At 50.4% G+C, this 26556-nt stretch carries 25 protein-coding genes; 11 read left to right on the top strand and 14 right to left on the bottom strand.

What is annotated here, in order from left to right; genetic code table 11:
- Nucleotides 1-33 precede the first annotated feature (33 nt).
- The gene (locus EYB30_RS03400; protein ID WP_241697952.1) at nt 34-1179 is read right to left on the bottom strand and encodes a murein hydrolase activator EnvC family protein; all 1146 of its coding nucleotides are present in this window, start codon (nt 1177-1179) and stop codon (nt 34-36) included.
- On the bottom strand, nt 1180-2724 hold the full coding sequence (gene gpmM, locus EYB30_RS03405; RefSeq protein WP_166837099.1) for a 2,3-bisphosphoglycerate-independent phosphoglycerate mutase: 1545 nt from the start codon (nt 2722-2724) through the stop codon (nt 1180-1182).
- 166 nt (nt 2725-2890) lie between these two features.
- On the opposite strand from gpmM, the gene EYB30_RS03410 reads away from it, so the two are divergent.
- The 4 genes from EYB30_RS03410 to gpsA are packed head-to-tail and all read left to right on the top strand — an operon-like array spanning nt 2891 to nt 5102.
- Complete coding sequence (locus EYB30_RS03410) at nt 2891-3325, top strand: rhodanese-like domain-containing protein (RefSeq protein ID WP_166837101.1); 435 nt, start codon at nt 2891-2893, stop codon at nt 3323-3325.
- On the top strand, nt 3325-3585 hold the full coding sequence (grxC, locus tag EYB30_RS03415) for a glutaredoxin 3 (protein ID WP_458411341.1): 261 nt from the start codon (nt 3325-3327) through the stop codon (nt 3583-3585). Before EYB30_RS03410 ends, grxC begins: the two co-directional genes overlap by 1 nt.
- 17 nt (nt 3586-3602) lie before the next feature.
- Nucleotides 3603-4091: a protein-export chaperone SecB gene (gene secB, locus EYB30_RS03420; protein WP_166837103.1), complete on the top strand. Its 489-nt coding sequence runs from the start codon at nt 3603-3605 to the stop codon at nt 4089-4091.
- Between the two features lie 3 nt (nt 4092-4094).
- Complete coding sequence (gene gpsA, locus EYB30_RS03425; RefSeq protein ID WP_166837105.1) at nt 4095-5102, top strand: NAD(P)H-dependent glycerol-3-phosphate dehydrogenase; 1008 nt, start codon at nt 4095-4097, stop codon at nt 5100-5102.
- Here the strand turns inward: gpsA and EYB30_RS03430 are convergent.
- From EYB30_RS03430 to EYB30_RS03450, 5 genes are all read right to left on the bottom strand, one after another.
- On the bottom strand, nt 5095-6930 hold the full coding sequence (locus EYB30_RS03430; protein ID WP_166837107.1) for a putative bifunctional diguanylate cyclase/phosphodiesterase: 1836 nt from the start codon (nt 6928-6930) through the stop codon (nt 5095-5097). The two genes, gpsA and EYB30_RS03430, sit on opposite strands and share 8 nt — an antisense overlap.
- A gap of 84 nt (nt 6931-7014) precedes the next feature.
- The gene (gene trmL, locus EYB30_RS03435; protein WP_166837109.1) at nt 7015-7482 is read right to left on the bottom strand and encodes a tRNA (uridine(34)/cytosine(34)/5-carboxymethylaminomethyluridine(34)-2'-O)-methyltransferase TrmL; all 468 of its coding nucleotides are present in this window, start codon (nt 7480-7482) and stop codon (nt 7015-7017) included.
- 38 nt (nt 7483-7520) lie between these two features.
- Nucleotides 7521-8531, bottom strand: a complete 1011-nt coding sequence (locus tag EYB30_RS03440; protein WP_206674554.1) for an alpha/beta fold hydrolase — start codon at nt 8529-8531, stop codon at nt 7521-7523.
- Nucleotides 8532-8559: 28 nt separating this feature from the next.
- Nucleotides 8560-9924 (bottom strand): ATP-binding protein, encoded by a 1365-nt coding sequence (locus EYB30_RS03445; protein ID WP_166837114.1) that lies wholly within the window; start codon nt 9922-9924, stop codon nt 8560-8562.
- Entirely contained in the window at nt 9921-10616 is a 696-nt protein-coding gene (locus tag EYB30_RS03450; protein WP_166837116.1) for a response regulator transcription factor, read from the bottom strand. Before EYB30_RS03450 ends, EYB30_RS03445 begins: the two co-directional genes overlap by 4 nt.
- Before the next feature lie 140 nt (nt 10617-10756).
- Here EYB30_RS03450 and EYB30_RS03455 point away from each other — a divergent pair, with 140 nt between their 5' ends.
- The gene (locus EYB30_RS03455) at nt 10757-11242 is read left to right on the top strand and encodes a periplasmic heavy metal sensor (RefSeq protein ID WP_166837118.1); all 486 of its coding nucleotides are present in this window, start codon (nt 10757-10759) and stop codon (nt 11240-11242) included.
- 49 nt (nt 11243-11291) lie between these two features.
- Here the strand turns inward: EYB30_RS03455 and glnG are convergent, their stop codons facing one another.
- From glnG to glnA, 4 genes are all read right to left on the bottom strand, one after another.
- A complete protein-coding gene (glnG, locus tag EYB30_RS03460; protein WP_166837120.1) occupies nt 11292-12701 on the bottom strand; it encodes a nitrogen regulation protein NR(I) in 1410 nt (469 codons plus the stop codon).
- Nucleotides 12702-12705: 4 nt separating this feature from the next.
- A complete protein-coding gene (gene glnL / locus EYB30_RS03465) occupies nt 12706-13782 on the bottom strand; it encodes a nitrogen regulation protein NR(II) (protein WP_241697953.1) in 1077 nt (358 codons plus the stop codon).
- Nucleotides 13783-13860: 78 nt separating this feature from the next.
- Complete coding sequence (locus EYB30_RS03470; RefSeq protein WP_166837122.1) at nt 13861-14379, bottom strand: DUF4124 domain-containing protein; 519 nt, start codon at nt 14377-14379, stop codon at nt 13861-13863.
- Between the two features lie 123 nt (nt 14380-14502).
- On the bottom strand, nt 14503-15912 hold the full coding sequence (glnA, locus tag EYB30_RS03475; protein ID WP_166837124.1) for a glutamate--ammonia ligase: 1410 nt from the start codon (nt 15910-15912) through the stop codon (nt 14503-14505).
- A gap of 348 nt (nt 15913-16260) precedes the next feature.
- Between glnA and typA the strand changes: the two genes are divergently transcribed.
- Entirely contained in the window at nt 16261-18096 is a 1836-nt protein-coding gene (gene typA, locus EYB30_RS03480; protein WP_166837126.1) for a translational GTPase TypA, read from the top strand.
- 62 nt (nt 18097-18158) lie between these two features.
- Here typA and EYB30_RS03485 read toward each other — a convergent pair whose 3' ends face one another.
- On the bottom strand, nt 18159-19142 hold the full coding sequence (locus EYB30_RS03485; protein ID WP_166837128.1) for a hypothetical protein: 984 nt from the start codon (nt 19140-19142) through the stop codon (nt 18159-18161).
- A gap of 150 nt (nt 19143-19292) precedes the next feature.
- Here EYB30_RS03485 and EYB30_RS03490 point away from each other — a divergent pair, with 150 nt between their 5' ends.
- From EYB30_RS03490 to EYB30_RS03510, 5 genes are all read left to right on the top strand, one after another.
- Nucleotides 19293-20171 (top strand): virulence factor BrkB family protein, encoded by an 879-nt coding sequence (locus EYB30_RS03490; RefSeq protein ID WP_166837130.1) that lies wholly within the window; start codon nt 19293-19295, stop codon nt 20169-20171.
- A 13-nt stretch (nt 20172-20184) separates the two neighbouring features.
- Nucleotides 20185-20622: a D-aminoacyl-tRNA deacylase gene (gene dtd, locus EYB30_RS03495; RefSeq protein ID WP_166837132.1), complete on the top strand. Its 438-nt coding sequence runs from the start codon at nt 20185-20187 to the stop codon at nt 20620-20622.
- A gap of 16 nt (nt 20623-20638) precedes the next feature.
- Nucleotides 20639-21550, top strand: a complete 912-nt coding sequence (locus EYB30_RS03500; protein WP_166837134.1) for a bifunctional GNAT family N-acetyltransferase/hotdog fold thioesterase — start codon at nt 20639-20641, stop codon at nt 21548-21550.
- A 13-nt stretch (nt 21551-21563) separates the two neighbouring features.
- Nucleotides 21564-22370 (top strand): NAD-dependent epimerase/dehydratase family protein, encoded by an 807-nt coding sequence (locus EYB30_RS03505; RefSeq protein WP_166837136.1) that lies wholly within the window; start codon nt 21564-21566, stop codon nt 22368-22370.
- Between the two features lie 110 nt (nt 22371-22480).
- Nucleotides 22481-23098, top strand: a complete 618-nt coding sequence (locus tag EYB30_RS03510; RefSeq protein WP_166837138.1) for a restriction endonuclease — start codon at nt 22481-22483, stop codon at nt 23096-23098.
- Nucleotides 23099-23443: 345 nt separating this feature from the next.
- Here the strand turns inward: EYB30_RS03510 and EYB30_RS03515 are convergent, their stop codons facing one another.
- Nucleotides 23444-25474: a methyl-accepting chemotaxis protein gene (locus EYB30_RS03515; RefSeq protein WP_206674555.1), complete on the bottom strand. Its 2031-nt coding sequence runs from the start codon at nt 25472-25474 to the stop codon at nt 23444-23446.
- 345 nt (nt 25475-25819) lie between these two features.
- Complete coding sequence (gene hutC / locus EYB30_RS03520; protein ID WP_166837140.1) at nt 25820-26548, bottom strand: histidine utilization repressor; 729 nt, start codon at nt 26546-26548, stop codon at nt 25820-25822.
- Between the last annotated feature and the right edge of the window lie 8 nt (nt 26549-26556).

Consider the following 26556-nt stretch of genomic DNA (forward strand, 5'->3'; position numbering starts at 1 on the left):
TATAAGCGTAACAAAGCGGCTTTACATCAGCTTTTAGCGTTTGTTTTGCTGCAACCAGCTAAGCGGGTTAACGGCTTCGCCTTTATCACGGATCTCAAAATACAAGCCTGCAGAGGCCTGGCCGCCGCTCATGCCTGCCAGGGCAATGGTTTCTCCGGCATTGATACGTGCACCGGGTTGTTTTAGCAAGTTTTGGTTATGGCCATATAAACTCATAAAACCAGCCCCATGATCCAGCACAATAACCCAGCCATAGCCTTTGAGCCAGTCGGCGTAGATCACCTGGCCATCGGCAATGGCTTTTACAGCATCCCCTTCGCTGCCGTGTATGAGAATACCGCGTGCCGGCATCCCGCCCTGACGGTTTTCACCGAAGCGCTGCAATAAACGCCCTTGCAGGGGCCAGCTCAAGCGGCCTTTTTGTCCGTTTAATCCTGCTAACTCACGTGCTTGCTCAGCCAGTTTACGCAATTGGTCCAGCTTGGCCTGCAGGCTGTTTTCGTTTTGGCGCAAGTAATCCAGCTGCTTGCCCTGTTGCTGCAGGGTATCCTGCAATTTGCTCACCGCGTGTTGTTGCTGTGCTTTGGCCTGAGCCAACTGCTGCTGTTGCTGTTGTAGCGTGCGTAATGTTTGCTGCAATTGCTGCTGCTTGTCTGCCAGTTCAGTTAACACCTGTTGCAGCTGACTAATTGTCATATTTAATGCGTTAAGCTGTGCTAAACGGGCGCGGTTAAAGTATTGGTAGTAACTCAGCACCCGTTCCAGTTTGCCGGCGTCCTGCTGGTTCAGCAGCATTTTGCTGTAGTCATGCTGACCAAGGCTATAGGCGCTTTTTAGCTGTGATGCCAGCAAGCGTTGTTGGGTTTGTATTTTTTGCTCCAACGCTTGCTGTTGTTCGGTTAACTGCTGTTCACGCTGTTGCAGCTGTTGCAGTTGTTGCGAGGTGTCCCGGGTAGCCGACGCAGCCTCTGCCAACGCGCGATCAGATTGCTGCAAGGCGGCCTCTGCCTGTTCCAGCTGCTTTTGCTGTTGTTTCACCTGACGCTCGGTCAGCTGGATTTGTTGTTTCAGTTCAGCCAGCTCTTGCTGCTGTGTTTCCTGAGCCGATAGCGAAGCGGCCCAACACAGCAACAGGATGCTGCTGGCCATTAACCAGCAGAATGAACGTAGCAATGCCATTTAGGTTGGCTGCATCAGAATTTTGCCGGTCATTTCCTCTGGTACCGGCAGCCCCATCAAGGCGAGCATGGTTGGGGCAATGTCACTGAGAATACCGCCTTCAGTAACCTTGGCCGGACGACCGACATAGATCAGCGGTACCGGACCACTGGTGTGTGCGGTATGCGCCTGACCGGAGTCTGTGTCCAGCATCATCTCGGCATTGCCATGGTCGGCTGTGATCAGGCATTCGCCGCCAACGTCCTGCAATGCAGACACTACGCGGCCAATACAGTGATCAACGGCTTCGACGGCTTTAATGGCTGCGGCCATCACGCCGGTGTGGCCCACCATGTCGCCATTGGGATAGTTACAGATAATGACATCAAATTCGCCACTGTGGATGGCGCTGACCAGTTTATCGGTAAGCTCGGCTGAGCTCATTTCGGGTTGCTGATCGTAGGTTGCTACTTTAGGCGAGTCGATAAGAATACGTTGTTCACCGTCAAACAGCTGTTCACGACCACCACTGAAGAAAAAGGTCACATGGGCGTATTTTTCTGTCTCCGAGATGCGAAGCTGAGTTTTGCCGTGCTTGGCCAGCCATTCGCCCAGCACATTGTTCAGGCTTTCAGGCGGGTAAGCACAAGGCGCTTTGATGTCTGCCGCATATTCAGTCAGCATGACAAAGCTACTCAGTGCCGGACGATGCTGGCGGCTAAAGCCGGTAAAGTCATCATCGGTGAACGCGCGGCTAAACTGACGTGCCCGGTCAGCACGGAAGTTCATAAAAATCAGCGCGTCGCCATCGTGCATCTGCACCGCAGTACCATCAGCTTTAACAATAGCGGTTGCTTTAACAAACTCGTCATTTTCATCGCGCTGGTAGGCCTGTTTTAACGCCTCTGTAGCATCTGCAGCGTGAAAGTCTGCTTTGCCCTGAGTCAGTAAGTCATACGCTTTTTGCACCCTGTCCCAACGTTTATCACGGTCCATGGCGTAATAGCGGCCAATGACTGATGCAATCTGGCCGCTGCCGGTACGGGCAAAGTGTTGCTGCACTTTTGCTAGTGACGCTTCAGCACTGCGTGGCGGCGTGTCACGGCCATCCAAAAACGCATGCAGATAGATGGGGCCAGCGCCCTGACGTTCTGCCAGCTCAATCATCGCTAGCAAATGATCTTCATGGCTGTGTACGCCACCTGGCGACAACAACCCCATAATATGCACTGCTTTTTGTTGTTGTTTTGCCTTATTTACTGCACTTAGTAACACCGGGTTGCTGAAAAAGTCACCGTCGCTGATTGCTTTAGTAATGCGGGTAAAGTCCTGGTATACCACCCGGCCTGAACCTAAATTGACATGGCCGACTTCTGAGTTACCCATTTGCCCGTCGGGTAAACCGACATCCAGTCCTGAGCCAGAGATCAGCGTATGGGGGTAATCTTGCCATAACCTGTCCATCACCGGCGTATTCGCCTGGGCGATAGCATTGTTGTTCACTTCTTCACGATAGCCCCAGCCATCCAGAATTAATAACACTAAAGGTTTTTTGCGACTGGTCATGCGAACTCCGTGCTTAAGCGAGAAGACAAAAAAGAGTGGTTATCTTACCGAAATCTGCATAATTCTCCAGCCCTGTGTGCAGCCTTGTGCCAGTGCAGGGCTGCTTTTAGCGATTAAACTGAGTATACTCAGCGCTGGTATTTTTAAGGTTAAAAGCAGAGTAAATATGCAGCAGTATATCGAGTTTTTTGCAAACCACCCGATTTTAAGTGCGGTGTGGCTGGTACTATTTGTTATGTTAATTGCCAGTGTGCTCAAGTCACGTTTTTCTGCGTTAAAGCAGGTAAGCCCGACTGAGCTGACATTGCAGGTAAACCGGCAAAATGCTTTGGTGGTAGATATTCGTGCCGAGGCAGATTTTGCCAAGGGCCATATTACCGGCGCCAGGCACTTGCTGTTAGCCGATATTGAAAAACAGCAGCTGGCAGGGCTTGAAAAACACAAAGCAGAACCCATTATTTTGGTATGCCAGGCCGGTATGACCGCACAAAAAGCGGCAGCGAGCCTGTTAAAGCAAGGGTTTAGTAACGTGGCTGTGTTGCAAGGCGGCATGGGTAGCTGGACGAGCGCGAGCTTGCCATTGGTTAAGTCAAAGAGGTAATGATGTCGCAAGTGACTATTTACACCAAAGCTTATTGTCCTTATTGTGTTCGCGCCTTATCGGTACTCAATAGTAAAGGCGTAAGCTATCAGGAAGTGCGGATTGACGAACAACCAGAATTACGACCAGAAATGATTGAGCGTGCCGGCGGACGCACCACAGTGCCACAAATTTTTATCGGCCAGCGTCATATCGGCGGTTGCGATGATATGCTGGCACTTGACGCCAGCGGACAACTCGATCCCTTATTACATTTATAAAAACAGTAGGAATTATCATGGCCGAACAACAAGCAAACGGCGTTGCAACTGAGCAGCAGGGTTTACAATTTGCCATTCAACGTATTTTTGTTAAAGACATTTCATTTGAAGCGCCCAATGCGCCGGCAATTTTCCGTAAAGAATGGAAGCCTGAAGTAAAACTGGATTTAGACACTCGTAGCGAAAAACTGGAAGAGAATGTCTATCAGGTAGTGCTGTCTTTAACCGTTACGACAACGGTTGAAGGTGAAACGGCGTTTTTATGTGAAGTACAACAAGCAGGCATTTTCTCTATTGGTCAGCTCGAAGACGCACAAATGGCGCATATGCTGGCCTCTTACTGTCCGAATGTGTTATTCCCTTATGCACGTGAAGCGGTGTCTAACCTGGTTAACCGTGGCACTTTCCCGCAGCTGAACTTAGCGCCGGTAAATTTTGACGCCTTGTTTGCCCAATATGTGCAGCAGCGTCAGGCTGAAGCTCAAGGCACACGGGCAGACGCTTAAGCGATGCAGCCTTCAGCTATAGCGGTGTTAGGGGCGGGCTCTTACGGCACCGCTCTGGCTATTTGTCTGGCCCGTAACGGCAATACAATCAGCCTGTGGGGCCGCAGCAGTGAAGATATGGCGCAGATGGCAAAACTGCGTCTGAATCAGAAGTACTTACCCGATATTCGCCTGCCCGATACGTTGCAGCTCAGTGCCGATTTAGCCGAAACTGTCGCCAGCAGCCGGGATATACTGTTGGTGGTGCCCAGTCATGCGTTTGCCGACACCTTGCGCCAGATTAAGCCATTACTCAAACCGGACGCCCGGGTAGCCTGGGCTACTAAAGGGCTTGAGCCGGAAACGGGTCGTTTGCTACAGGATGTGGCGCGTGACATTCTGGGGGAGCAAGTGTCACTGGCGGTATTGTCGGGGCCGACCTTTGCCAAAGAAATGGCAATGGGCATGCCAACAGCCATCTCATTATCGTCAACCGATGCAGACTTTATTACCCAGTTATCTGATTTGCTGCATTGCGCCAAGAGTTTTCGTGTTTATACCAATCCCGATTTTATTGGTGTGCAACTTGGTGGTGCGGTAAAAAACGTTATTGCCATTGGTGCCGGTATGGCCGATGGTATCGGTTTTGGTGCCAATGCCCGTACGGCGTTAATTACGCGTGGTTTAACCGAAATGTGCCGGCTGGGTTGTGCGCTTGGTGCCAAAAAAGACACTTTTATGGGCATGGCAGGGCTGGGCGATTTAGTGCTGACTTGCACCGATAACCAATCACGTAACCGGCGCTTTGGTTTATTGTTAGGCCAGGGTAAACCGGTTGACGAGGCAATGCAGAGTATTGGTCAGGTGGTTGAAGGCTACCGCAATGCCAAAGAGGTATTTAATCTGGCGCAACGTGTTGGTGTCGAGATGCCTATCACCGAACAAATTTATCAGGTGTTGTATCAGGGCAAGGATGTGAAGTTAGCCGCCTTGGATTTACTCGGCCGCGAAAAACGCGACGAAGTCAGCTAACCTGCTTACGTACTAACTTGTTCTCTTTTGCCAGCAACAGTGGGATCTCTGTTGCTGGCAAAGCTTTACTAAACAGATGGCCTTGTAAAATATCGCAGCCCATCACATGCAGCAGGTAAGCCTGCATCTCGTTTTCAATACCACTGGCAATAACATCTAGCTGCAGATAGGATGCCAGCCGGATCAAACTGGCCGTTATGTTGCGCTGCTGTTCATTATTTTCCATGCCCTTAATGTATTCCGGGGCAATTTTCAGGTTGTGTAGTGGGTGCTTTCTCAGTGCTGCCAGTGAAGAGACGCCAGCACCAAAATTGTCCAGTGTCAGATGAAAGCCCAAGGTGTGCAGTTGTTGCAGGCAATCAGCGACCTGACTGCTGTCATCTAATAAAATATCTTCAGGTAGTTCGAGTTCGAAATGCTCAGCTGTTAAGCCGCTGTGCCGTAATTGTGTGGTTAAATAAGCAATAAAATCGTGCTGGCGTACGCTAAGCGTGGCAACATTAAGTGAAATACGGCCACGACTGACTCCGGTGTGCTGCCACTGCAGTAGCTGTTCACAACTTTTTTGAAATACCAGCCGATCCAGCTGAATGAGCAGCCCGGTTTCATCCGCCAGCGCCAGAAAATGTTGCGGTAAGATGATGCCTCGGCGCGGGTTATGCCAGCGTAGCAGGGCTTCATAGCCAATAATACGATTACTGCCAATGCTAAAACGTGGTTGGTAATACAATTCAAATTCATCGTTAGACAGGGCGTTGTTCAGTTCACTTTCCAGCGCCAGATACTCCGGGCCGCGTTGTTGCAGGCGGCTGTTAGCAAATACCAGATTACTGTGACCAAGGCGGACAGCCTGCTGCAGCGCTGTGCTGGCAGCAAAGATTAATTCAGCCGGGTGCTGCGCATCCAACGGATACAGGCTGATGCCTATCTGCGTGTGCAGTGACACGTTCAGTTTGCTCCTGGCGATATCGGTCAGGCTTAATAGCTTATGTGCCAGCCGGTTTACGTCGATCCCGGCCTGCTGTTGACATAAATGATGCGGCACCAGAAGGGCCAGGGTGTCATTGCTGTAGCGAGCCAGTATATATTCTGGCCCGGCTAGCTGCTGCATGGCGTGGCTTAAATCGGCAAGGCTATGTTGCAGGGTGGCGCCCGGTTTGGCTATATCAGCACCGAGCAACTGACTAAATTTTACCAGCAGCAAGGCAAACTTAGGCTGACTGGCAGTACTCAGCTGAATAAAGCTTTGCAGGTATTCTGTTAACACGGCCCGGCTAAGTAATCCAGTCTGAGGATCCCGGATGTAATTCTGTGCGGCCTGCTGTTGCCGTTGAGTCAGGCTATCGATGGCACGCCCTAGCAGCAAATACTGCCTGGGAGTTTCTGCCAATCGGGTTAAGCTGATTGACAGCGCTAACCTATCGCCGTCAGTGGTTTGCAGCCAGGCATCACCTTGCCAGTTATCTGCCAGTTCAAGTTGGGGTAACAATAATTGTTGGCTGTGTTGCTCCAGGTAAAAAGCCAAAGGGCCCGATACATCGCTGACCAACGCAGAAAGGCTGGGGTTAACGTAAACCGGGTTTAGCCTGGCATCAAGTACAGCAACATAATCAGTAGCCTGTTGTAAAAAGCGTTGCACCTTTTGCTGTTGCTGTAGCAGTTTATGACTGCGCTTTCGCAATTGCAGAATGTGTAGCAGCAGTAGGGCGGTGATTAACGACAAGACGGCTATTGTCAGCTGCGGCAACCAGCTAAAGCTGCCGCTGGCAGCGGCACTGGCTGTTAGCGGTAATAAGGCAGAGCAAAGCAGCCAGCGTGACAATGGCATAGTGTCGACATCCTTGTTATCGAGCAAAGCGCCATTAAATATAGCTGTAGGGTGATTGAATATGCAAATATCGCTAAGCGGATTTTATGCCCTGGCGCCGAGATAATCGAGCTGGCGCCATGATTCGTAAACAAAAACGGCTACCGCATTAGATAAATTCATCGAGCGGCTGTTTGCTGTCATTGGGATCCTGAGCCAATGTTCTGCCGGCAGCTGTTGAAGTACATCCGCTGGCAAGCCACGGCTTTCCGGGCCAAAGATCAGCGCATCGCCAGCCTGATAACTGACGTCACTGTGCCGGGTATGGCCTTTGGTGGTACAGGCGAACAGGCGTGCTGGTGCAATCTGGCTAACAAAATGACTAAAACTGGCATGGCGCTGTACCTTCGCAAATTCGTGGTAGTCCAGGCCGGCACGTTTAATGCGTTTGTCGTCCCAGGCAAAACCCAGCGGTTCGATTAAATGCAGCTGATAGCCGGTATTAGCACATAAACGAATAATATTACCGGTATTCGGTGGAATTTCAGGCTCAAACAACACGATATGCAGCATAATCTACTCCGGATTTGACAGCCGCCAAGTGTAACAAATCAGTGGCTATCTGGCAGCTGTCTTAAAAACACATTGATGGCGTTGACGGCTTGTTGTCTTAGGGCGTCAGTTTCCATAAATATCTCGTGCCTGGCGTGTGGCAACACGACTTTTTGGTGTAGCAGCTGAGTAGGCAGCTGCGCAAACCACTGGTTTTGGCCATGGTTACTGACGACTTTATCGGCAGCAGCCTGCAGTAGCAGCACCGGCAGCGGCCAGTTGGCAGCTTCAGCCTGTATCGTGCGCATTGCTCTGATGGCAGCCTGCACCCAATATGTCGTGACGCCACCAAGCCGGGCTTTAGGGTGCTCACGGTATAACTGATGCAGCCAGTGGTAGCGCTCAATGCTGCTGGTTAGTGGGTTATTGGCGAACGCTTTTTCGCGGTAGTTACTTTGCCCGGGAAAGTACCATGGCACCGGGCTTAAGCGGCGGTTAACGGCGCCAAATGCCAACGCCAGGGCTTCGGCCAGCGTTGTCGGTACCAGCCCGGTATAGATACCAAACATTGGCGAGGCAAAAATCGCCGCGCTAAAAGGATGGCAGTAGTGCTGAATATAGCCGGCCAGAATGGCACAGCCCATCGAATGGCCTAATGCCAGATACTGCTGGTGCGCGGATGGCTGTACTATAGTGCGGACAAACAGATCCATATCCTGGTGATACAGCGCGAAATCAGCTACATAGCCTTTATCCGGGTTATCCAGCTCGCGGCCTGACAACCCCTGGCCACGATGATCAAGCAAAAACACGCTGTAGCCGGCGTGTACCAGTTCATAGCATAACTCGGCGTATTTAACCGCCATTTCCATGCGGCCACTGCTGATAACGACAGCCTGTTTAGCGCCCGGTGTCAGGTGCGCATAATAAGACAGTGGCAGTTTGCCGCTGCCGTTTAACACGCCACATTGCATGGCCTGCCAGAAAGGTTTTAACCGGGTAGGCCAGTCTGCCGCCAGGCTGGCAGCATTGCCCAGAGCGGTGATGGCAGGAAAAGTGGTTGTGTTCAATATGTCGATCCGAAGGACAAATCTGGCCTTAGTGTAACGGTAACTGTAGGCGGATACAAAGCCCACCGCTGTGCTGATTGCTGGCGCTGACCTGACCACCATGCTGGCGAATGATTTGGGCAACAATTGCCAGGCCCAGCCCGGTGCCGCCAGTGCTGCTATTGCGGCTGCTGGAGGTGCGGTAGAACGGTTCGAATATGGCACTGAGCTGATCGGGGGCGATGCCCGGGCCCTGATCACATATTGTCAGTAACAGTTGCTGTTGCTGCACTTGCAACTGACAGCTGATTTCACTGTGACAAGGACCGTATTTAATGGCATTACGCAGGATATTTTCAATGGCCCGCGCTAACAAACGGCTATCAGCATTAATCAGCAATTGCTCAGGCGCGCTAAGCGTGATCTGCTGTTGTCTGGCATCGGCCTCTACCTGATTTACGTCGATAATTTCAGTGAGTAAGCCTGTTAAATCAAACTGTTGCTGTTCGAGCTGGTACTGGCCGGCATCCAGCTTGCTGAAGGTTAGCAGTTCATCGAGCATGGCATCCAACCGGTCAAGCTCTTGTTTCAACCTGGGCACTTGTTCCAGGGTTTGCTGGCGCTCGGTTAACCCCAGCGCCAGTTGCGCCCGCGCCAGTGGTGAGCGCAGTTCATGGGAGATATCGCGCAGCAGCCGCTGCTGATTGGTTAGCAGGGCACTGATCCGCTCTGCCATAGTGTTAAAACTGTGGCCCAGCTGGCCCAGTTCGTCCTGACGTTTAATCAGCCGTGTGACCCGGCTTTGCAGCTGGCCATCGGCAAACTGCAGATTGCGTTGCAGTAATTCGCGCAGTGGCCGTGAAATAGACAACGCCAGAATTAAACTGGCCACAGCCGAAATAACTAAGGTAAACAGCAGCAATACTTGCTGTGGTATCGCACTTAAACGCCACCAGGGCTGAGGTGGACGTTGACGCTGCTGATACAAGGCTAATGTGTCTTCGCCGATGCGCAGTACAAAGGGCCCGGCCAGTGAGATATGGTGGTGTTTAAGCCAGCGGGGGCGTGACAGTTGAGACAGCTCAGTCAGCCAGTGTGGGTCAAAATCACGTGGTAACAGGTCTGGTGTCAGTATGCTGTTGTTGCCGGTGTCGACGACCAGCCAACGCCGGGGATTATCCTGTTGCAGTCTGGCCAACAGTGTTGCTGTGCTGTCGCTGTCGGCAAAGCGCTGCAGTTGCTGCTGTAATTGCTGGCTGATACTGTTCGGCAGACGGCGGATTTCGGTTTGCTCGGTCAGCGCCCGCGACAGCGCCAGCGTGGCGAACACGGCGCTAAGTAACACCAACCAGAACCAGAGAAAAATTCTGCCGGCCAGATAATGAAACGGGTTCAACCGCGCCAGGGCTTTCATTGGTCAGCTGCCAAAAATAAGTAACCACTGCCGCGTAAGGTCTGTATTTTTTCATCACTGGCAAAGGGCGCAATTTTTTTGCGGATATTGCTAATGTGCATATCCAGGCTGCGGTCATACATTTGCAGGCGTTTGCCCAGCACGTCGCGGCTTAATTCATCTTTGCTGATCACTTCACCGGCCCGGCGCATTAAACATTCCAACAGCTGAAATTCGGTAGCAGTGAGGTTAATAGCGTTGCCGTGGCAACTGAGCTGGCGATTATGTGGATTAAGCAGTAAACCATTGCGTTCAATTACGCTACCTCGTGCGCTGTGCGGTGCACGCAGCAGCTCTACCCGGCGTAATATCGCCTTGATGCGTGCTACCAGCTCGCGCGGATTAAACGGTTTGGCCAGGTAATCGTCGGCACCCAATTCCAGCCCGACAATGCGGTCAACATCATCACCACGGGCGGTCAGCATCAATACCGGACAATAGTGCTCAGTACGCAGCGTCCTGAGCACCGTTAAGCCGTCTATGCCCGGTAGCATAATATCCAGTAGTATCAGGTCAAAGTCACCGCTTTGGGCCAGTGCAAGCCCTTGTCGACCGTCATGGGCTGCGCTGAACTGATAACCGTCCAGCGCCAGATATTCCGCTACCAGCTCACATAAGCCAGTGTCATCATCTATCATCAGAATTGCAGGCATAGCCACTCCTTATTACTCAGCAGAGTTTACCTAATCTTACGCTGCAGCCCTATATCTTTACCGAATCTTTACCCGGCCTTTGCGCTGCTTTGCATTGGCTGTTTTATGCTTAACCTGTCTTAACCACAGGAGCAGAACCGATGAAAGCAACGACATTGATTATTGCATTAAGCCTACTGACGGCCAGCAGTGTGTCAGGTATGGTGCTGGCGCATCAGTACCATCAAGAGGGTAGCCGCCATGAGCGGGGCATGCAGCACCAGCACAGCAGGCAATTTCCGCTGCAGCGCGCCTTGGCATCATTAGCCCTAACAGAGGAGCAGCAGGCACAAATACAGCAACTGATGCAGCAACATCGCGCCACAAAAGGCACCTGGCAGCGCGATAACAGCGTGCGGCAGCAACTTGATGCGCTGCTGGCTGCCGACAGTTTTGATGAGGTAAGCGCCCGTCAATTATTGCAGCAGCAACAACAGCAGCGGTTGGAGCAGCGCCTGGTTCAGTTAAAATTACGCCATGAAATGCTGCAGGTATTAACTGCTGAGCAACGCGTGCAATTAGCAGAAAAGCAGCGCGAAAAGTGGCAAAGGTGGCAACATAAAAAGCAGCAGCGCGACAATAGCTGAGCCGCTATTTGGCAGCAGCGGCGTAACAGCGGGCTTTGGCCCGCTGATACTATTCCAAATCCAGTTCTTTTAGTTTGCGGGTCAGGGTATTACGGCCCCAGCCAAGGCGCCTTGCCGCTTCCTGTTTGTGGCCATGGGTAAACTGTAATGCTTGTTGCAATACCGTGCGTTCGAACTCAGGTCCGGCTTCAGCCAGAATATTTTCCGCCCCGGCATTAAGTTTACTGCTAATCCAGCTAGCCAGTAGCTCTTGCCAGCTGCCAGATTGGCCGTTCACCTGCGCCGTAGTCGTTTTCGCTGGCGTGGTCAGTTCAGGCGGCAGATCGGCAACAACGATATGTTTGCCACTGGCCATGACGGTTAACCAACGACAGGTGTTTTCCAACTGACGCACATTGCCTGGCCAGTCAAGCTGGCTTAAAAACTGCTCGGCTTCTTTGGTCAGCGTTTTCGCCTCAACATTCAGCTCTTTGGCCGCCTGCTGTAAAAAGTGCTGTGCTAACCTGGCAATATCCTGTTTGCGCTCACGCAGCTGGGGTAAATGCACACGGATCACATTTAAGCGATGAAACAAGTCCTCACGAAACTTGCCTTCACTCACCAGTTGCTCAAGATTCTGGTGGGTTGCGGCGATAATGCGAACATCGACGCCTATCGCCTGATGGCCGCCCACGCGGTAGAACTGGCCATCCGCCAGCACACGCAACAGCCGGGTTTGCACATCCAGTGGCATATCACCGATTTCATCCAAAAACAGCGTGCCGCCATCGGCTTGTTCAAAGCGGCCTTTGCGCAGGTTGTTAGCACCGGTAAAGGCGCCTTTTTCATGGCCAAACAACTCCGACTCAATTAAATCTTTTGGAATTGCGGCCATATTCAGCGCAATAAAAGGCTGTTCTGCACGTGGGCTGTGTTTATGTAATGCTCTGGCCACCAGTTCTTTACCGGTACCGGACTGGCCGTTAATTAACACGCTGATGCTGGAGCGGGCTAAGCGCCCGATAGCGCGAAAGACTTCCTGCATGGCCGGCGCTTCACCGATAATTTCCGGCGATAGCACAGTGGCCGCAGCTTTGTGCTTTGGCTGTCGGGCTTTGGCATGATCCAGCGCCCGGCTAATGAGCGCCACCGCTTCGTTTACATCAAAAGGTTTGGGCAGGTATTCAAAAGCGCCGCGTTTAAACGCATTAACAGCACTGTCTAAATCAGAATGCGCTGTCATGATAATAACCGGCAGCTCCGGCGCCAGCTCCTGCAGCCGGCTTAACAACGCCATGCCATCGGTGCCGGGCATGCGGATATCCGATACCACCACTGCAGGTTGATCATATTCCAGCCGCTGTAGCATTAAATCGGCTGAGGCGTAGCTTTCACACAAAATATCCGCCCGGGCCAGGGCTTTCTCCAGAACCCAGCGGATAGAATTATCGTCATCAATAATCCACACGGTATGACTCATTCGTTCAATCCTTAGTGTCTGCAATTGGCAGGTATAACGTAAATTCAGTATGGCCGGGCCAGCTGTCGCAATCGATCCAGCCCCCGTGCTGATGGATCAAAGTTTGCGCAATAGATAAGCCCAGGCCGGTGCCACCGGCTTTGCCACTGACCATCGGATAAAACAGGGTGTCCTTTATTTCGCCGGGTATACCCGGGCCATTATCGATTACGCGGATCAGTGCGACCAGTTTGTAGCGCTTGCCATGTAAGGTATGTTGATGTAAGACCCGGCTTTGCAGGCAAATGCAGGCGTGCTCGGTATGTTCCAGGGCTTGCTGTGCATTGCGAACTATATTAAGCAGGGCTTGCTCGAGCAATTCAGGATCAAAAGGGAAATCAGGAATACTTGGGTCATAGTCGCGGCTAAATTGCACCTGACCGGGGTTATCCATCAGTGCCAGCTGACGTACCTGCTCAATCATCTGGTGCAAGTTGCTGCTGATGCGCTGGGCCGGGCGGTAGGGCCCCAGCAAGCGGTCAACCAGGTTACGTAACCGGTCAGCCTGGGCAATGATCAGCTGGGTGTATTCGGTTAACTCTTCAGGTAAAGATTCTTCCAGTAACTGAGCTGCACCGCGCAAGCCGCCAAGTGGGTTTTTAATTTCGTGGGCCAGGCCACGGATCAGCTCACGGGCTGCCAGATGTTGGTGCTGTTGCAGGCTTTCCAGGCTGATTTTGCGTTGCTGATCAACCTGACGGATTTCCAGTAATAAGTGCTCTGCCGGATGTTCGCTAAGGGTTACGGCGATATCCAGCAATAAATGACGGCCATCAGCCAATACGGCCTGTACATCGCTGACGCTGAAACCTTGCTTAGCGTTAAGCGCGCTGTGCAAATGTGCGGCACTAATGTCTATGTGCTGAAAAAGCTCTATAAAGTAGTGCTCAGCCAGGCGTTTTTCGCCCAAGCCTAATACCGCGCAGCATGCGGTATTAAAATAGCGAATGGCTAAACTGGCATCCAGCAGCATAATAGCTGTCGTCAGCTGTTCAGTAATATGCGCCTGTAGTTGCGCTGTTGTAATTGAATTTTGTGTCACTGTACCGCCCCTTGCACCAAATTGGTGCGCATTGGGGACAGTGTAATTCAGTTTCGGCTGAATTGCCTACCTATGGCACTAATTTGGTGAGATTACCGAAGCTCTATGTAAATAGAAGGTCGTTACAGGGCTGGTTGCAATTATCTTGCCGTTTTTATCAAACAGTTCCATTTGCAGTTTATGTTCGCCACGTTCTATATCACGTAAAATAAACACCGTATTATTTTGTGGTTCAGTCTGGGCTTTGCCATCTACCAGCAAACGTACCATCAAGCCACGTTCAAACATCGGGCTAATTTTACCAGAGACATAGACCGAACCCGTGTTATCACGTACTGTACCCTGTTCTTCGGGCTGGACTATCTCGACTTTAAATGGCTCTGCTGCAGGCTTTTTGGCTAGCGGCAGGGTAGGGTCGGTGGCGGCCATAATATTCGCACGACTGGACAGGGTTAGCTCTTCAGCACCAGCCTGCGGACTGTCAGAAAAAACTAACACCCCATTAGCGTCGCGGGTAACAAATACTTTTTTTGTTTCTTGTGCGTTTATCGTTGGCACAACAAGCAACAATATTAAAATAAACAATACGTTATTCATGCGGTAATCCATTGCTGTTTTCTTATTATTATTGTTACCAAATGCGGTTACTGTAGCCTGCTTTGACCTTTTTTTCTACAAAAAAAAAGCTCACCGAAGTGAGCTTTGTGCATCAGCTTTATTTTAAACGCTGTAGTACAGCTCAAATTCTAATGGATGAACAGCCACTGCGACTTTACGCGCTTCAGCACGCTTAATATCAATGTAGGCATCAATCATCGCATCTGACATAACACCGCCTTTAGTAAAGATAGCGCGGTTTTTGTCCAGCTCATTTAAGGCTTCTTCCAATGAAGCGGCAACCTGCGGGATATTTGCGGCTTCTTCGGCTGGCAAGTCGTATAAGTCTTTGTCCATCGCATCGCCAGGGTGGATTTTATTCTGGATACCATCTAAACCAGCCATTAGCTGAGCAGCGAATGCCAAATAAGGGTTGGCTGCCGGATCCGGGAAACGGCATTCAATACGGCGTGCTTTAGCACTTGGCACCAGCGGGATACGGATAGAGGCAGAGCGGTTACGCGCAGAGTAAGCCAGCATTACCGGCGCTTCATAATGTGGCACTAAGCGCTTGTACGAGTTAGTCGACGGGTTGGTAAAGGCGTTCAGCGCTTTAGCATGCTTAATGATGCCGCCGATGTAGTACAGCGCCAGTTCTGACAAGCCTGCGTATTTGTCACCGGCAAACAGGTTAACGCCGTCTTTGGCCAGTGACTGGTGGCAGTGCATGCCTGAGCCATTATCGCCAACCAGTGGCTTAGGCATAAAGGTAACCGTTTTGCCATACAAGTGCGCGACGTTATGAATAACGTATTTTAACTGCTGAATTTCATCTGCTTTTTTGGTCAGCGTATTAAAACGGGTGGCAATTTCGTTCTGACCGGCTGTCGCCACCTCATGGTGATGCGCTTCAACAGTCTGACCCATCTCTTCCAGCACCATACACATGGCGCTACGAATATCATGGCCTGAATCTACCGGTGGTAACGGAAAGTAACCGCCTTTAACACTTGGACGGTGGCCTTTGTTACCATCTTCATAGCTGGTGCCAGAGTTCCAGGCTGCTTCGGTTGAGTTAATTTTAAAGAATGAACCCGACATATTGGTTTCAAAACGAATGTCGTCAAACATGAAGAACTCTGGCTCCGGGCCAAACAATACCGTATCGGCAATGCCGGTTGATTTCAGGTAGTCTTCTGCACGCTTGGCAATAGAGCGCGGGTCACGGTCATAACCCTGCATGGTGCTGGGTTCGATCACGTCACAGGTAATGTTCAACGTGGTTTCTTCAAAGAATGGGTCTAATACCGCAGTAGCAGGATCCGGCATTAAGATCATGTCTGAGTCATTGATACCTTTCCAGCCCGTAATAGACGAGCCGTCAAACATTTTACCGTCTTCAAAGAAGTCTTCGGTGATCTGATTAACCGGAATGGTTACATGCTGCTCTTTACCTTTGGTGTCGGTAAAACGTAAATCGACAAACTTTACTTCATTTTCTTTAATTAAATTCAGTACAGATGATGCAGACATGCATTCCTCCAAATTGACCTGTTTTGAACGAGTTTCAAGGTGTTGCGCCAATAAATGCCAGTTACATGCCAAAGATGTAACATTATGAAATTTATCTGTTTATTAAAATTTAACCCTGGCCGAGTTGTCAGGTTAGCACCAAAATGGTGCTTTGTCGCCTCACTATGGTGCAGTCTTGGCAGACCTAAGTGTAGCTGCAGTTTTGCCTGTGGCGAAAAAAAATTGCCGAAACCTCAGATGCGGTTTTTCTTTCCATGCAAAAACAGAGTAGAATATGCGCCCTTTCGTTTCAGTTAGTTTTGCCTGGTGGTCATTATGGTCATCTAGTGCCACAGAGGATATGTTTACATGAGCGTTACTGCGACAAATTTAGAAAAGCTGCGCAACGTTGCCATTATTGCGCACGTTGACCACGGTAAAACCACTTTGGTTGACAAACTGCTGCAGCAGTCTGGCACCTTCGACGCCCGCGCTAAACTGCAGGAGCGTGTGATGGACTCAAATGCGCAGGAATCTGAGCGCGGTATTACTATCCTGGCAAAAAACACCTCGGTGCGCTGGAACGGTTACCATATTAATATTCTGGACACGCCAGGCCACGCCGACTTCGGCGGTGAAGTAGAGCGTGTATTGTCAATGGCCGATTCTGTTTTGCTGCTGGTTGATGCCGTTGATGGTCCAATGCCGCAAACCCGCTTTGTAACGCAAAAGGCGTTTGCGCATGGTTTAAAGCCTATCGTCGTGGTAAACAAGATTGACCGCCCGGGCGCACGGCCGGATTGGGTCATTGATCAGGTATTTGACCTGTTCGACAACCTGGGTGCGACTGACGAGCAGTTAGATTTTCCTATCGTGTATGCGTCAGCGTTAAATGGTTGGGCCACGCTGGATTACAATGAGCCAAAAACAGATATCACTGACTTGTTCCAGGCGATAGTCGATCACGTAGCACCACCTGCTGTTGAGCTGGACGGTGAGACACAGCTACAGGTATCACAGCTGGATTACTCCAGCTATTTAGGCATTATCGGCATTGGCCGTATTAAACGTGGTGCGTTAAAGCCAAACCAGCAGGTAACCATTGTTGGAGCTGATGGTAGTAAACGTAATGGCAAAGTTGGCCAGGTGTTCGGTTACTTAGGTCTGGAGCGGGTAGAGACGACAGAGGCGACAGCCGGCGATATCGTTGCTTTCACCGGCCTTGGTGAGCTGAAAATCTCTGATACCATCTGTGCCACCACTAAAGTAGAAGCACTGCCTGCATTGCAGGTAGACGAACCTACCGTAACCATGACATTCCAGGTCAATACATCGCCGTTTGCCGGTAAAGAAGGTAAGTTTGTTACCTCGCGGCAGATTTTAGAGCGCCTGCAGCACGAGCTGAAACACAATGTGGCATTGCGGGTAGAAGAAACGCCGGACGGTGACAAGTTCAAAGTGTCAGGCCGGGGTGAGTTGCACCTGGGCGTGTTAATTGAAAACATGCGCCGTGAAGGTTTTGAACTGGCGGTATCACGGCCGGAAGTGATCATGAAAACCGTCGACGGTGTGCGCATGGAACCGATGGAAAACGTCACCATCGACTGTGAAGAGCAGCACCAGGGCTCAATTATGGAGCGTATGGGTGAGCGTAAGGCAGAAATGACCAATATGCAGCCAGACGGTAAAGGCCGCATCCGGATGGACTTCCTGATGCCAAGCCGCGGTTTAATTGGCTTCCGTACTGAATTTATGACGATTACCTCAGGTACGGGCTTGATGTACCACAGCTTTGAACACTACGGTGAGCACAAGGGCGGCACTATCGGCCAGCGCACTAATGGTGTTATGATTTCGAACGCCATGGGTAAAGCCGCCGGCTATGCAATCTTCTCACTGCAGGAACGTGGCCGGATGTTTATCAGCCATGCTGAAGAGGTATATGAAGGACAGGTAATTGGTATTCACAGCCGTAGCAATGACTTAACAGTGAACTGTTTAAAAGGTAAGCAGCTGACTAACGTGCGTGCTTCCGGTACTGATGAAGCCATTAACCTGGTGCCGCCAATCCGTTATACGCTGGAACAGGCACTGGAGTTTATTGATGATGACGAGCTGGTAGAAGTGACGCCTAAGTCTATCCGTATTCGTAAACGCCACCTGACTGAAAACGATCGTAAGCGCGCCAGCCGCAGCGCTGATTAATTCAGTCTTGAAATACGAAGGCCAGCAAATTGCTGGCCTTTTTGTTTGCACAAAAAACTACATTAATAACTATTTAATCTGCTTAGCAGCGTAGTATAGTCACTGCCTTTAATCCGGCTTCTATGCTCATCTTGCCATGAGTTATACAGTGCCATCGCCTGATTGGCCGCAAAGTACTCTCCATACAGGGCAAAATCAAAACGCCGACTCCGATTTGATAAGGTATCTGTTACGGTGTAAGCACAGTCTCTCCGGAAGGAGGGGGTCACCTCAAAGTTATAGTCTGCTTCCCAATCAGATGGCAGCTGTTCTTTTTTGTTCGTTTTATCAGAATATATAATAATGCCGCTACAGTCTCCGGTAGGTCCTGTAAGCCTGACTGACTGACTAATTTTGACATCGGCAGCAGCACCAAGTTGTGACAGCTTGGTTGCAAGACCGCGGGCGACAGTGCGGGCGTAAGCTTCAGAGAAGCGATTTTTTAATACATTCTCCGTCATCACTGACATGGTTAATGCTGCGACTAAACCATAACTATGGGTTAAATAGAAACTGGTAGGGTTATAATCAGTGTCAAATGCATGGTGCAACCGCAAGCTGTTTACATCATTTGTTAGCAATGTCAGCAACAGGAAGTCTTCCACGTTGTTGTTCAACACTTCATGATAGTCAGTCAGGTTGGCGGATGTGGTATTAAAGCTTGCTCTGAATTGCGCCACATCAGAACGCAGGATCGCATCGCGTACAATGGACTCAATTTGGGCAAGAGAGTCTTCGTGAAGTAACACAATGCTTGGGCCAGCAGAGCCGCCAGAGCCAAACAAAGCGTTTTTAATAAAGGATTTTGCTTTAGAAATTAACGCGCTTTTAGCTTCTGCAAGGATAAATGCGCCTATGGCTTGAACTACGGCAGGCTGTACTTGCTGAGTTTCTGCCTGAATAGTACCATCATTTGCCACAGCCGCAGGCAGCTGCGAGTTAGCAGATACTGCGAAAGTAGAACACAACAGCGCACTGGTAATAAGCGTTTTTTTAAAATTAAACATAAAGTTTTCCGATCCTTTTTGTAATTTATGTTGTTTTTAGGGCAGATTGAAGCAATCGGCCGCGGCAAAAATCTACATTAAAAAAGAATGTTTTATTTTACATATAATGAACAAAAAATTGATAAATGAGTGACTTTTGAGGCGTGGAATATGGCTAATCGCTGGAGTGAAAGGCTTAGTAGTACAAAAACTATTATTGTATTACTGGTAAACAGGTTGCGAGATGACCAAATTAACGTGGTTGCAGGTTATCTAGCTTATATCTCTCTATTGTCGCTGGTGCCGCTGATCGCGGTGATGTTTACCATGCTAAAAGCCTTCCCAATGTTTGCCCAATTCCGTCAGGCAATAGAAAGCTTTGTTTATGCTAATGTTATTCCGTCCCGCGGTGAGGAAATTCAGTCTTATATCAGTCAGTTTATCGGCAACACCGGCGGTATGACGGCTGTCGGTGTGCTGGCTCTGGTGCTGGTTGCTTTGTTACTTATTCATAATATTGATAAAACCCTGAATAAGATATGGCGCGTTAACACCAGACCCAGACCCATTATTTCGTTTTCTATTTATTGGATGATCCTAACCCTGGGGCCTATCTTGTTTGGTTCATCAATAGCATTGACGTCCTATCTGGTTGGTTTAACGCGCTTCGCCGATGACTATACCCCCGGCTTTTCTACGTTGGTACTAAGCCTGGTGCCTTATCTGATGTCACTGTTGGCATTCTTTATTCTGTATCTGGTCGTGCCAAACATTAAAGTGCGCTCGCGTCATGCGTTGTGGGGGGCTTTGCTGGCCACCGTGTTGTTTGAGCTGTGCAAGCGCGGTTTTACCCTTTATGTCACGCATTTTCCGGCTTACGATACAATCTATGGCGCTATGGCTTTGGTCCCTATTTTGTTTGTCTGGGTGTATTTATGCTGGATGGTTGTATTACTTGGGGCTGAACTTACTGCGTTATTGCAACAAATAGCCGCCGACACCGAACGGCCGGCGGCGAATGATCCGGATCAAAATCAGGCCGATAATTAAGGGTAGGAGTAAAATGAAAGCGCTGATACAACGCGTTAGCAGTGCCTCTGTCAGTGTGCAGCAGCTGGTTGTTGGCCAGATAACGCAGGGCCTGGTGGTACTGCTTGGTGTAGAAGCAACCGACAATCTGGCTGACAGCACTAAGCTGGCGCATAAAGTGGCCCATTACCGGGTGTTTGCTGACGACCAGGGCAAGATGAATTTAAATGTGCAGCAAGCCGGCGGCAGCTTACTGGTGATATCACAGTTTACCCTGGCAGCAGATACGCAGTCTGGCCTTAGACCTAGTTTTACCCCAGCCGCCAGGCCTGAACACGCGTTGGCATGTTATAACGCCTTTGTTAGCGAATGTCAGGCGCTCGGTTTAGCGGTTGCGACCGGACGGTTTGCAGCCAAAATGCAGGTAAGCCTGACAAATGATGGCCCTGTGACTTTCTTGCTACAAAGCTAAACGCGACGAGGTAATAATGCGGCATTGGCAATTACGTTCTCCCGAAACTGCCGAGGAATGGCAGGCTTATTATCATTTGCGCTGGCAGGTTTTGCGTGCCCCCTGGCAGCAGCCGCCGGGCTCTGAGCAAGATGAACTGGAGAGCCAGGCTTATCATTTGATGTTGCTGACAGAGCAAGGCGATGTCGCGGCGGTGGGGCGCTTACACCGGCTGGGGCCGGCAGCAGCTCAGGTTCGATATATGGCTGTGGCACCACAGCATCAGGGTAAAGGTGCCGGCGCTAGATTGCTGGCGGCGCTGGAGTTACAAGCCGTGCAGTGGGGCTGCGAGGTGATCCGCTTAAATGCCCGTGATACGGCACGGCCATTTTATTTGCGTAATGGCTATCAGCAAGCGGCTACTGCGCCCGCGTTGTATGGTATTGCACATTTTCTAATGCAGAAGCCACTGCGTATTGCCGGAACTGGCGCGCAATACCAGCAGTGGTGTGAACAATTAAGCCAAACCTGGCAGCAAACCATACCGCTGAGTCAGTATATGCAGCTTAGCCTGGCGCGGTTTGATGGCAACGAGCTGCGCTGCGCGGCGCCATTGGCGCCGAATGTCAATTTGCACCAGACCATGTTTGCCGGCAGCATTTATGCGCTGGCAACGTTGACAGGTTGGGGCATGTTGTATCTGCAGTTGCAGGCGTTGGGGTTACAAGGCGATCAGGTACTGGCTGACGCCAATATCAGTTATAGACGTCCGGTGGCGGCGCAACCCGAAGCGCGCTGTGCACTGCAGCAGTGTAACGGGGACTTAGCGCCGCTGGCTGATGGCCGTAAAGTACAGCAGCAGATCCGTGTCGGCATATACTCAGCGGGTGAGTTGGCGGCAGAGTTTCACGGCCGCTATGCCGTTTTGCCGCATAAAACCACAACCTGATGACGGAGATACAATGAAAATAATCATAGTAGGTTGTGGCTGGCTTGGGCAGCAGTTAGTGCCGGTACTGAGTGCGGCAGGCTATAGCCTGGTTGCTACCCGCAGAACTGCTGTGGCCTGCGGTACACTCTCGCCAGTTGTGGATTGCCAGGTGCTGGATTTAAGCAAGCCTGTTGAGATGAGCACACAGCTGAAGCAACTGTTTGCCGGTGCCGTGGTCATTTGTGCCATAGCGCCCGGAAGGCAGCCAGGTGACAATCAGTATGTTGAGTCGTCGCAGCGGCTGGCGCAGCTGATGCAAGCGGCTAAAAGCCGGGCGATAATCCACTTTAGTTCAACCGGTGTCTATCAGGGGCTGGATGGTGTGGTAAATGAAACTGCCTCATTACAGCTGTCGTTGCCTCGGGTGCAGTTGTTAGCCTCTGCAGAGCAGGCTTTAGCGCAGTTTCAGCCCTGTATTACCTTACGCCTGGCCGGATTAATGGGGCCGGGCCGTCACCCCGGGCGTTTTACTGCCGGTAAAACCCTGACGGATCCGCAGGCAGTAATAAACATGGTGCACAGTACTGATATTGGCCGGGCTGTGCTATGTCTGTTGGCACAAAGCAGCCTAAGTAGCGGCGTTTTTAATTTGAGCTGTCCGCAGGCGGTATCACGGCAGGTTTTTTACCAGCAAGCAGCAGAGCTTACCGGCACGGTCGCGCGCTTCTCTGAACCGTCAACGCAGCTGCGTCAGGTTGACCCACAGCGATTTATCCGTCAGTTTGCATTTCGTTATCAGTACGCTTCTGCTGTAGAGGCATTAACACACTGTGGCTGAGTAATAATTCGCCACACCGACATTTTATAAAGCATTTATCAGCTTCTTATCAGGTTTACTTTACACTGCGGTCGCATAATTGCTACTCAACAGATGGAGTTGAGGGTGTTATGAAAAATAAATGGCTGGTTATATCATCTGTAAGCACGGCACTTGGCGTTGTTGCCGGTGCTGTGTATTTATTCTTTGCTGAGCATTCCTTACTACTCAGTAACAACAACTGGGTATTATCTGCTTTCTGGTCTGCCTTTATGCTGTGGACTTTCGTGCTGATGTTTGTTGTGGCATTGATATTTAACGTGCTGGCCTTTTTTGAACTGGATGAACAGTATAAATTGTTTGGTTTTGCTTTGCCGCTGCGTAGTTTTTTATCTTCCAACGATAAACAACAGCAATTTTTACAGGATGCTGAGCGGTTTTTATTACATCAGGGCAAATTGTGTCACACACCGCGTGTTAGTCCGGAATATCGTTGTCTGCAGGGCAGAGAACATGAAAAGCTGGTTTATATGCAACAAAATGAGCAGGTTGTTGATATTACCCAGATACGATCATTGTTTCAGCAAATGCTGGCCGCGGACTTTAGCAGTGGCATAGTGGTAAGTTATGCTGGCTTTAGCAGCCAGGCCTGGATTTTTGCCCGCGAGGCAAATATTGAGTTACTTGATGCTAAAAGTCTAAAAAAGCAGCAAAAACGCCATCGGGAACAACAATTTGCATTGGTTTAGTGCTGATATCATTTTTTCATCGGGTTTTTTATCGATGTTTTGGCACACTAGCTGACGAAAGGAATCGATAAAAACACTAGGATGCAAAATTACTTCCTGCCTGGCTGGACTTAGTCCAGCCCTTTTCTTTGCTAAGGATTAGCAACGTAGTGGCAGTAAGCCAATCATTCTTGCTTGGGATTAGCGGCACAGTGGCAAGATGCCAATCTATCGCTCAGGACGGGCGGCGTAGTGGACAGGACGCCAGATTGTGATCAGGGCTGAGCAACGCAGCGGCGAGGAGCCGCAGATAACACTGAGGGTTAGTTGTGCAGCGGCAGGACGCCGCGCCCTGCTGGGATAGATTCAGGCTATTTTGAACGCACTGGCAGCTTTTTGTAGTGCTTTTGCCAGCGTAGAAACACCGTCGCTATGCTGCAAAGTACGCTCTGCTTTTTCGCTGCTGACATGCGCGACTTCAACCATTTGCTGCATATTCTTATCAATAGTGCTACCCAAAGACAATTGGGTTTCAGTCGCAGCAGTGACCCGACTACTGATATCCTGCGTTCTGGCCAGCGCCTGATTGACCAATTCAAGTGAGGATACCAGCGCCAATGTTTGCGTTACGCAGCTGTCGGCGTCGCTTTTACCGTTAGTAATTGCCTGCACCGCTTGTTTACTTTGCTGCTGCAGTGTTTCTATCATCTGACGTATTTCGTCAGTAGCGTGCTGCGTGCGACCAGCTAAAGAGCGCACTTCATCGGCGACAACTGCAAAACCGCGGCCCTGCTCGCCGGCCCGCGCCGCTTCAATTGCTGCGTTCAGTGCCAGCAGGTTGGTCTGTTCGGCAATACCGCGAATGGTGGCCAGTATGCTGCCAATATTATTAGCTTCGTCATTGACCCGGCTCATGACATCACTGGTTGCTGTCAGCTGCTGCGCAAGGTGGTTAATCAGGTCATTGTTTTGTCTGGCAATAGTGTCTATCTGCTTACCTTGCTCCAGGGCCTGTTGCATAGCAGAGGTGGTGTCAGCAGATTGCTGGGCGATATCCCGCGTACTGTCAGCCAACTGACGGGTTATGTCATTGACTTCAGCTATCTGACGTTGTTGATGTTGCAAAGAGTCGTTTATTTCACCAACTTCATAGGCTGACTGGCTGGCATTCTGATTTAACTCACCGGCATTGTGCTGAATATTAATAATCAGGCTGCTAAGTGCATTGGTCAGGCTGTTGACTTTTTCAGCCAGGGCGCCAAACTCATCCTGTTGAATGATGCGTAGCTTGCGCGTTAAATCACCTTTGGTGATGTCGGTCAGCACGGTATTAATACCACTGAGTGGCCGTAGCATAGCGTTAATGGTTAAATAAGCTGCCGCCACTGCCAGCACGATCAATATCAGCATCAGGCTAAGGGTTCGGGCATTGCCTGAACTGACAGAGTCTGACACGTTCTGCTGTAAAGCAGCAAACTGTCTGTCAGCAGCGCTGAGCAGGCTATCTAGCGCCGTTATAACTTGATCGACCCGTTGCTCTGACTGGTTTAAATCCTGCCGGGCTTGTTGCTGTGCCTGTACCTGAGCCAGCTTAATATTAGCCAGGCTATTGCCGGCTTGTAAACGTGCAGTCAGCTCAGTCAGCTGTTGTGTCACGTCTTGCCACAAACCATCGGTATTCTGGCCAGACACCAGATTTGCCATGTAGTCAATGTTGACCTGCATGTCACTTAAACTGAAACTGATATTTTCCTGGGCCGTCTCGGCCTGGCTTTGATTGTCATAGGCGGCGACTTCTTTTAACGTATTTAGCAAACCGAGCAGCTGGCCGTCAATACGGTTAGCACTGCCGGCAATCAGCTCCATTTGTCCGGCACCCCCGGGCAGCTCCAGGTACGAAATATCCAGCAGGTTGGCGCCAATGTTGTCTATCAGTTGCTCCAGCGCCGCAAATTCGGTTTGTACCTGGTGTTGCAGCGTATTGCTTTGTAACCGGGCATTAAACATGCTGTCGACGGCGGTTGCATATTGTTGATAGCGGTTGTCTATATTGCTAAGTATGTCGGTGAAGCGACTTTCGCCAGCGGTTAATGCCACCAGCGTTGCCAGCTGTTGCCGTAACGCGGCGCTGCCATTGTTAAACTGTTGCTGATAACTTTGAATTGCAGGATCTGTCTCTGCGGTGTAACCCAGAGCTGATAATTTAGCCAGCTTAAGCAGCTGAATTTGAGCAGCGTTACTTTGTTGCTGCACCGGCACGGCCAAGGCGTTTACCTGTTCACTGGATTGGGTAATAGCGGAAAAGCTCAGCAGTGCTGACGCGCTTGATAGTAATAACAACAATGCGATAAAACCAAAGCCGATAATGACCTTGTGGGCAACCTTTAACTGAATCACTGAAGTCCACTCCGCATTGTTGCGCTGCCTTAACCATAGACAGCAGCTGTTTGATAAACAAGCTGAAGTTAACAAAGAAACCGATACTGGTCTAGCCAGAATAGAGGGACGCTGAACAAAAAAAGGGCGGCAGCACCAAAATAGTGCTGCCGGCTAACTTAGAAGCTACAAAGCAGTGAGATTGGTAACAGAGTGTTTAACTGGCCCTGGGGGACTCGGCCACTTCCGGATCCATGTTGTTCATCAACATGCGTTTGGCAGTTTCTGTTTACCAGCTTTTAGCGCTGATTTTGCTACCACGGTCAGCACGGATCACCCGGCTGTTATCAATACGTGAGTCTGTCATCAGATATGCTCTCTGCTATTCGGTAAGGAAAAGTTCAGATGGCCGCCTAAACGGTAGCGGCTACCCGGTGAAGTTAAATAAGCCAGACTGACCGCGCCTTCACGGCTAAAGGTGCGGCGGGTCAGACGCAGGCAGGGTTCTGCTTTTTTCAGCATTAAATGTTTACAGGTGAAGTCATCCGGCCAAATCGCCTCTACCGTGTGCTCGGCTTCAGTCAAAGGCGCAATAAAACTTAAATACTGATGCGGTGTTTGCTGATTAAAATCTTGTTGTACATAGTCCGGCACCAGCTTTGGGCTGACATAACGGGCTTCGAGTTGCAACGGCTGGCTATTTTCCAGATGGACTATCAACGAGAAATACACCGGTTGGTTGCGTTGTAAGCCCAAAGCGCTGGCAATCACGGCCGGGCAGGGCAGCTCGGTCAGCTGCAACAGACGCGCACTGTACGCATGGCCGCGGCTATGGATCTCGTCTGCAATATTGCGAATTTCCAGCAAAGATGATTGCGATTTCAGGGCGGCGACAAAGCTGCCAACGCCCTGGGTACGATATAAAATGCCTTGTTCAGTCAGCTCCTGCAGTGCGCGCCGCGCCGTCATGCGGCTCACACTAAACTGTTCAGCTAACTCATTCTCGGACGACACCCGGCTGTGCTCTGGCCAGGCACCAATCTCTATCTGGCTTAGCATGTACTCTTTTATCTCGGCAAATTTGGCTATCGCCATAACACTTT

Source organism: Rheinheimera pleomorphica, assembly GCF_011634895.1.
GTDB lineage: Bacteria > Pseudomonadota > Gammaproteobacteria > Enterobacterales > Alteromonadaceae > Alishewanella > Alishewanella pleomorphica.

Bases quoted from the DNA above. Each gene is read 5' to 3' on its own strand.
- EYB30_RS03430 (WP_166837107.1), bottom strand. From the start codon at position 6,930: ATGCCATTGTCACGCTGGCTGCTTTGCTCTGCCTTATTACCGCTAACA.
- gpmM (WP_166837099.1), bottom strand. From the start codon at position 2,724: ATGACCAGTCGCAAAAAACCTTTAGTGTTATTAATTCTGGATGGCTGG.
- EYB30_RS03470 (WP_166837122.1), bottom strand. From the start codon at position 14,379: ATGAATAACGTATTGTTTATTTTAATATTGTTGCTTGTTGTGCCAACG.
- gpsA (WP_166837105.1), top strand. From the start codon at position 4,095: ATGCAGCCTTCAGCTATAGCGGTGTTAGGGGCGGGCTCTTACGGCACC.
- EYB30_RS03455 (WP_166837118.1), top strand. From the start codon at position 10,757: ATGAAAGCAACGACATTGATTATTGCATTAAGCCTACTGACGGCCAGC.
- EYB30_RS03410 (WP_166837101.1), top strand. From the start codon at position 2,891: ATGCAGCAGTATATCGAGTTTTTTGCAAACCACCCGATTTTAAGTGCG.
- EYB30_RS03485 (WP_166837128.1), bottom strand. From the start codon at position 19,142: ATGTTTAATTTTAAAAAAACGCTTATTACCAGTGCGCTGTTGTGTTCT.
- glnA (WP_166837124.1), bottom strand. From the start codon at position 15,912: ATGTCTGCATCATCTGTACTGAATTTAATTAAAGAAAATGAAGTAAAG.
- EYB30_RS03510 (WP_166837138.1), top strand. From the start codon at position 22,481: ATGAAAAATAAATGGCTGGTTATATCATCTGTAAGCACGGCACTTGGC.
- EYB30_RS03490 (WP_166837130.1), top strand. From the start codon at position 19,293: ATGGCTAATCGCTGGAGTGAAAGGCTTAGTAGTACAAAAACTATTATT.
- EYB30_RS03450 (WP_166837116.1), bottom strand. From the start codon at position 10,616: ATGCCTGCAATTCTGATGATAGATGATGACACTGGCTTATGTGAGCTG.
- EYB30_RS03505 (WP_166837136.1), top strand. From the start codon at position 21,564: ATGAAAATAATCATAGTAGGTTGTGGCTGGCTTGGGCAGCAGTTAGTG.
- dtd (WP_166837132.1), top strand. From the start codon at position 20,185: ATGAAAGCGCTGATACAACGCGTTAGCAGTGCCTCTGTCAGTGTGCAG.
- EYB30_RS03400 (WP_241697952.1), bottom strand. From the start codon at position 1,179: ATGGCATTGCTACGTTCATTCTGCTGGTTAATGGCCAGCAGCATCCTG.
- EYB30_RS03445 (WP_166837114.1), bottom strand. From the start codon at position 9,924: ATGAAAGCCCTGGCGCGGTTGAACCCGTTTCATTATCTGGCCGGCAGA.
- hutC (WP_166837140.1), bottom strand. From the start codon at position 26,548: ATGGCGATAGCCAAATTTGCCGAGATAAAAGAGTACATGCTAAGCCAG.
- glnG (WP_166837120.1), bottom strand. From the start codon at position 12,701: ATGAGTCATACCGTGTGGATTATTGATGACGATAATTCTATCCGCTGG.
- grxC (WP_458411341.1), top strand. From the start codon at position 3,325: ATGATGTCGCAAGTGACTATTTACACCAAAGCTTATTGTCCTTATTGT.
- typA (WP_166837126.1), top strand. From the start codon at position 16,261: ATGAGCGTTACTGCGACAAATTTAGAAAAGCTGCGCAACGTTGCCATT.
- EYB30_RS03500 (WP_166837134.1), top strand. From the start codon at position 20,639: ATGCGGCATTGGCAATTACGTTCTCCCGAAACTGCCGAGGAATGGCAG.
- secB (WP_166837103.1), top strand. From the start codon at position 3,603: ATGGCCGAACAACAAGCAAACGGCGTTGCAACTGAGCAGCAGGGTTTA.
- trmL (WP_166837109.1), bottom strand. From the start codon at position 7,482: ATGCTGCATATCGTGTTGTTTGAGCCTGAAATTCCACCGAATACCGGT.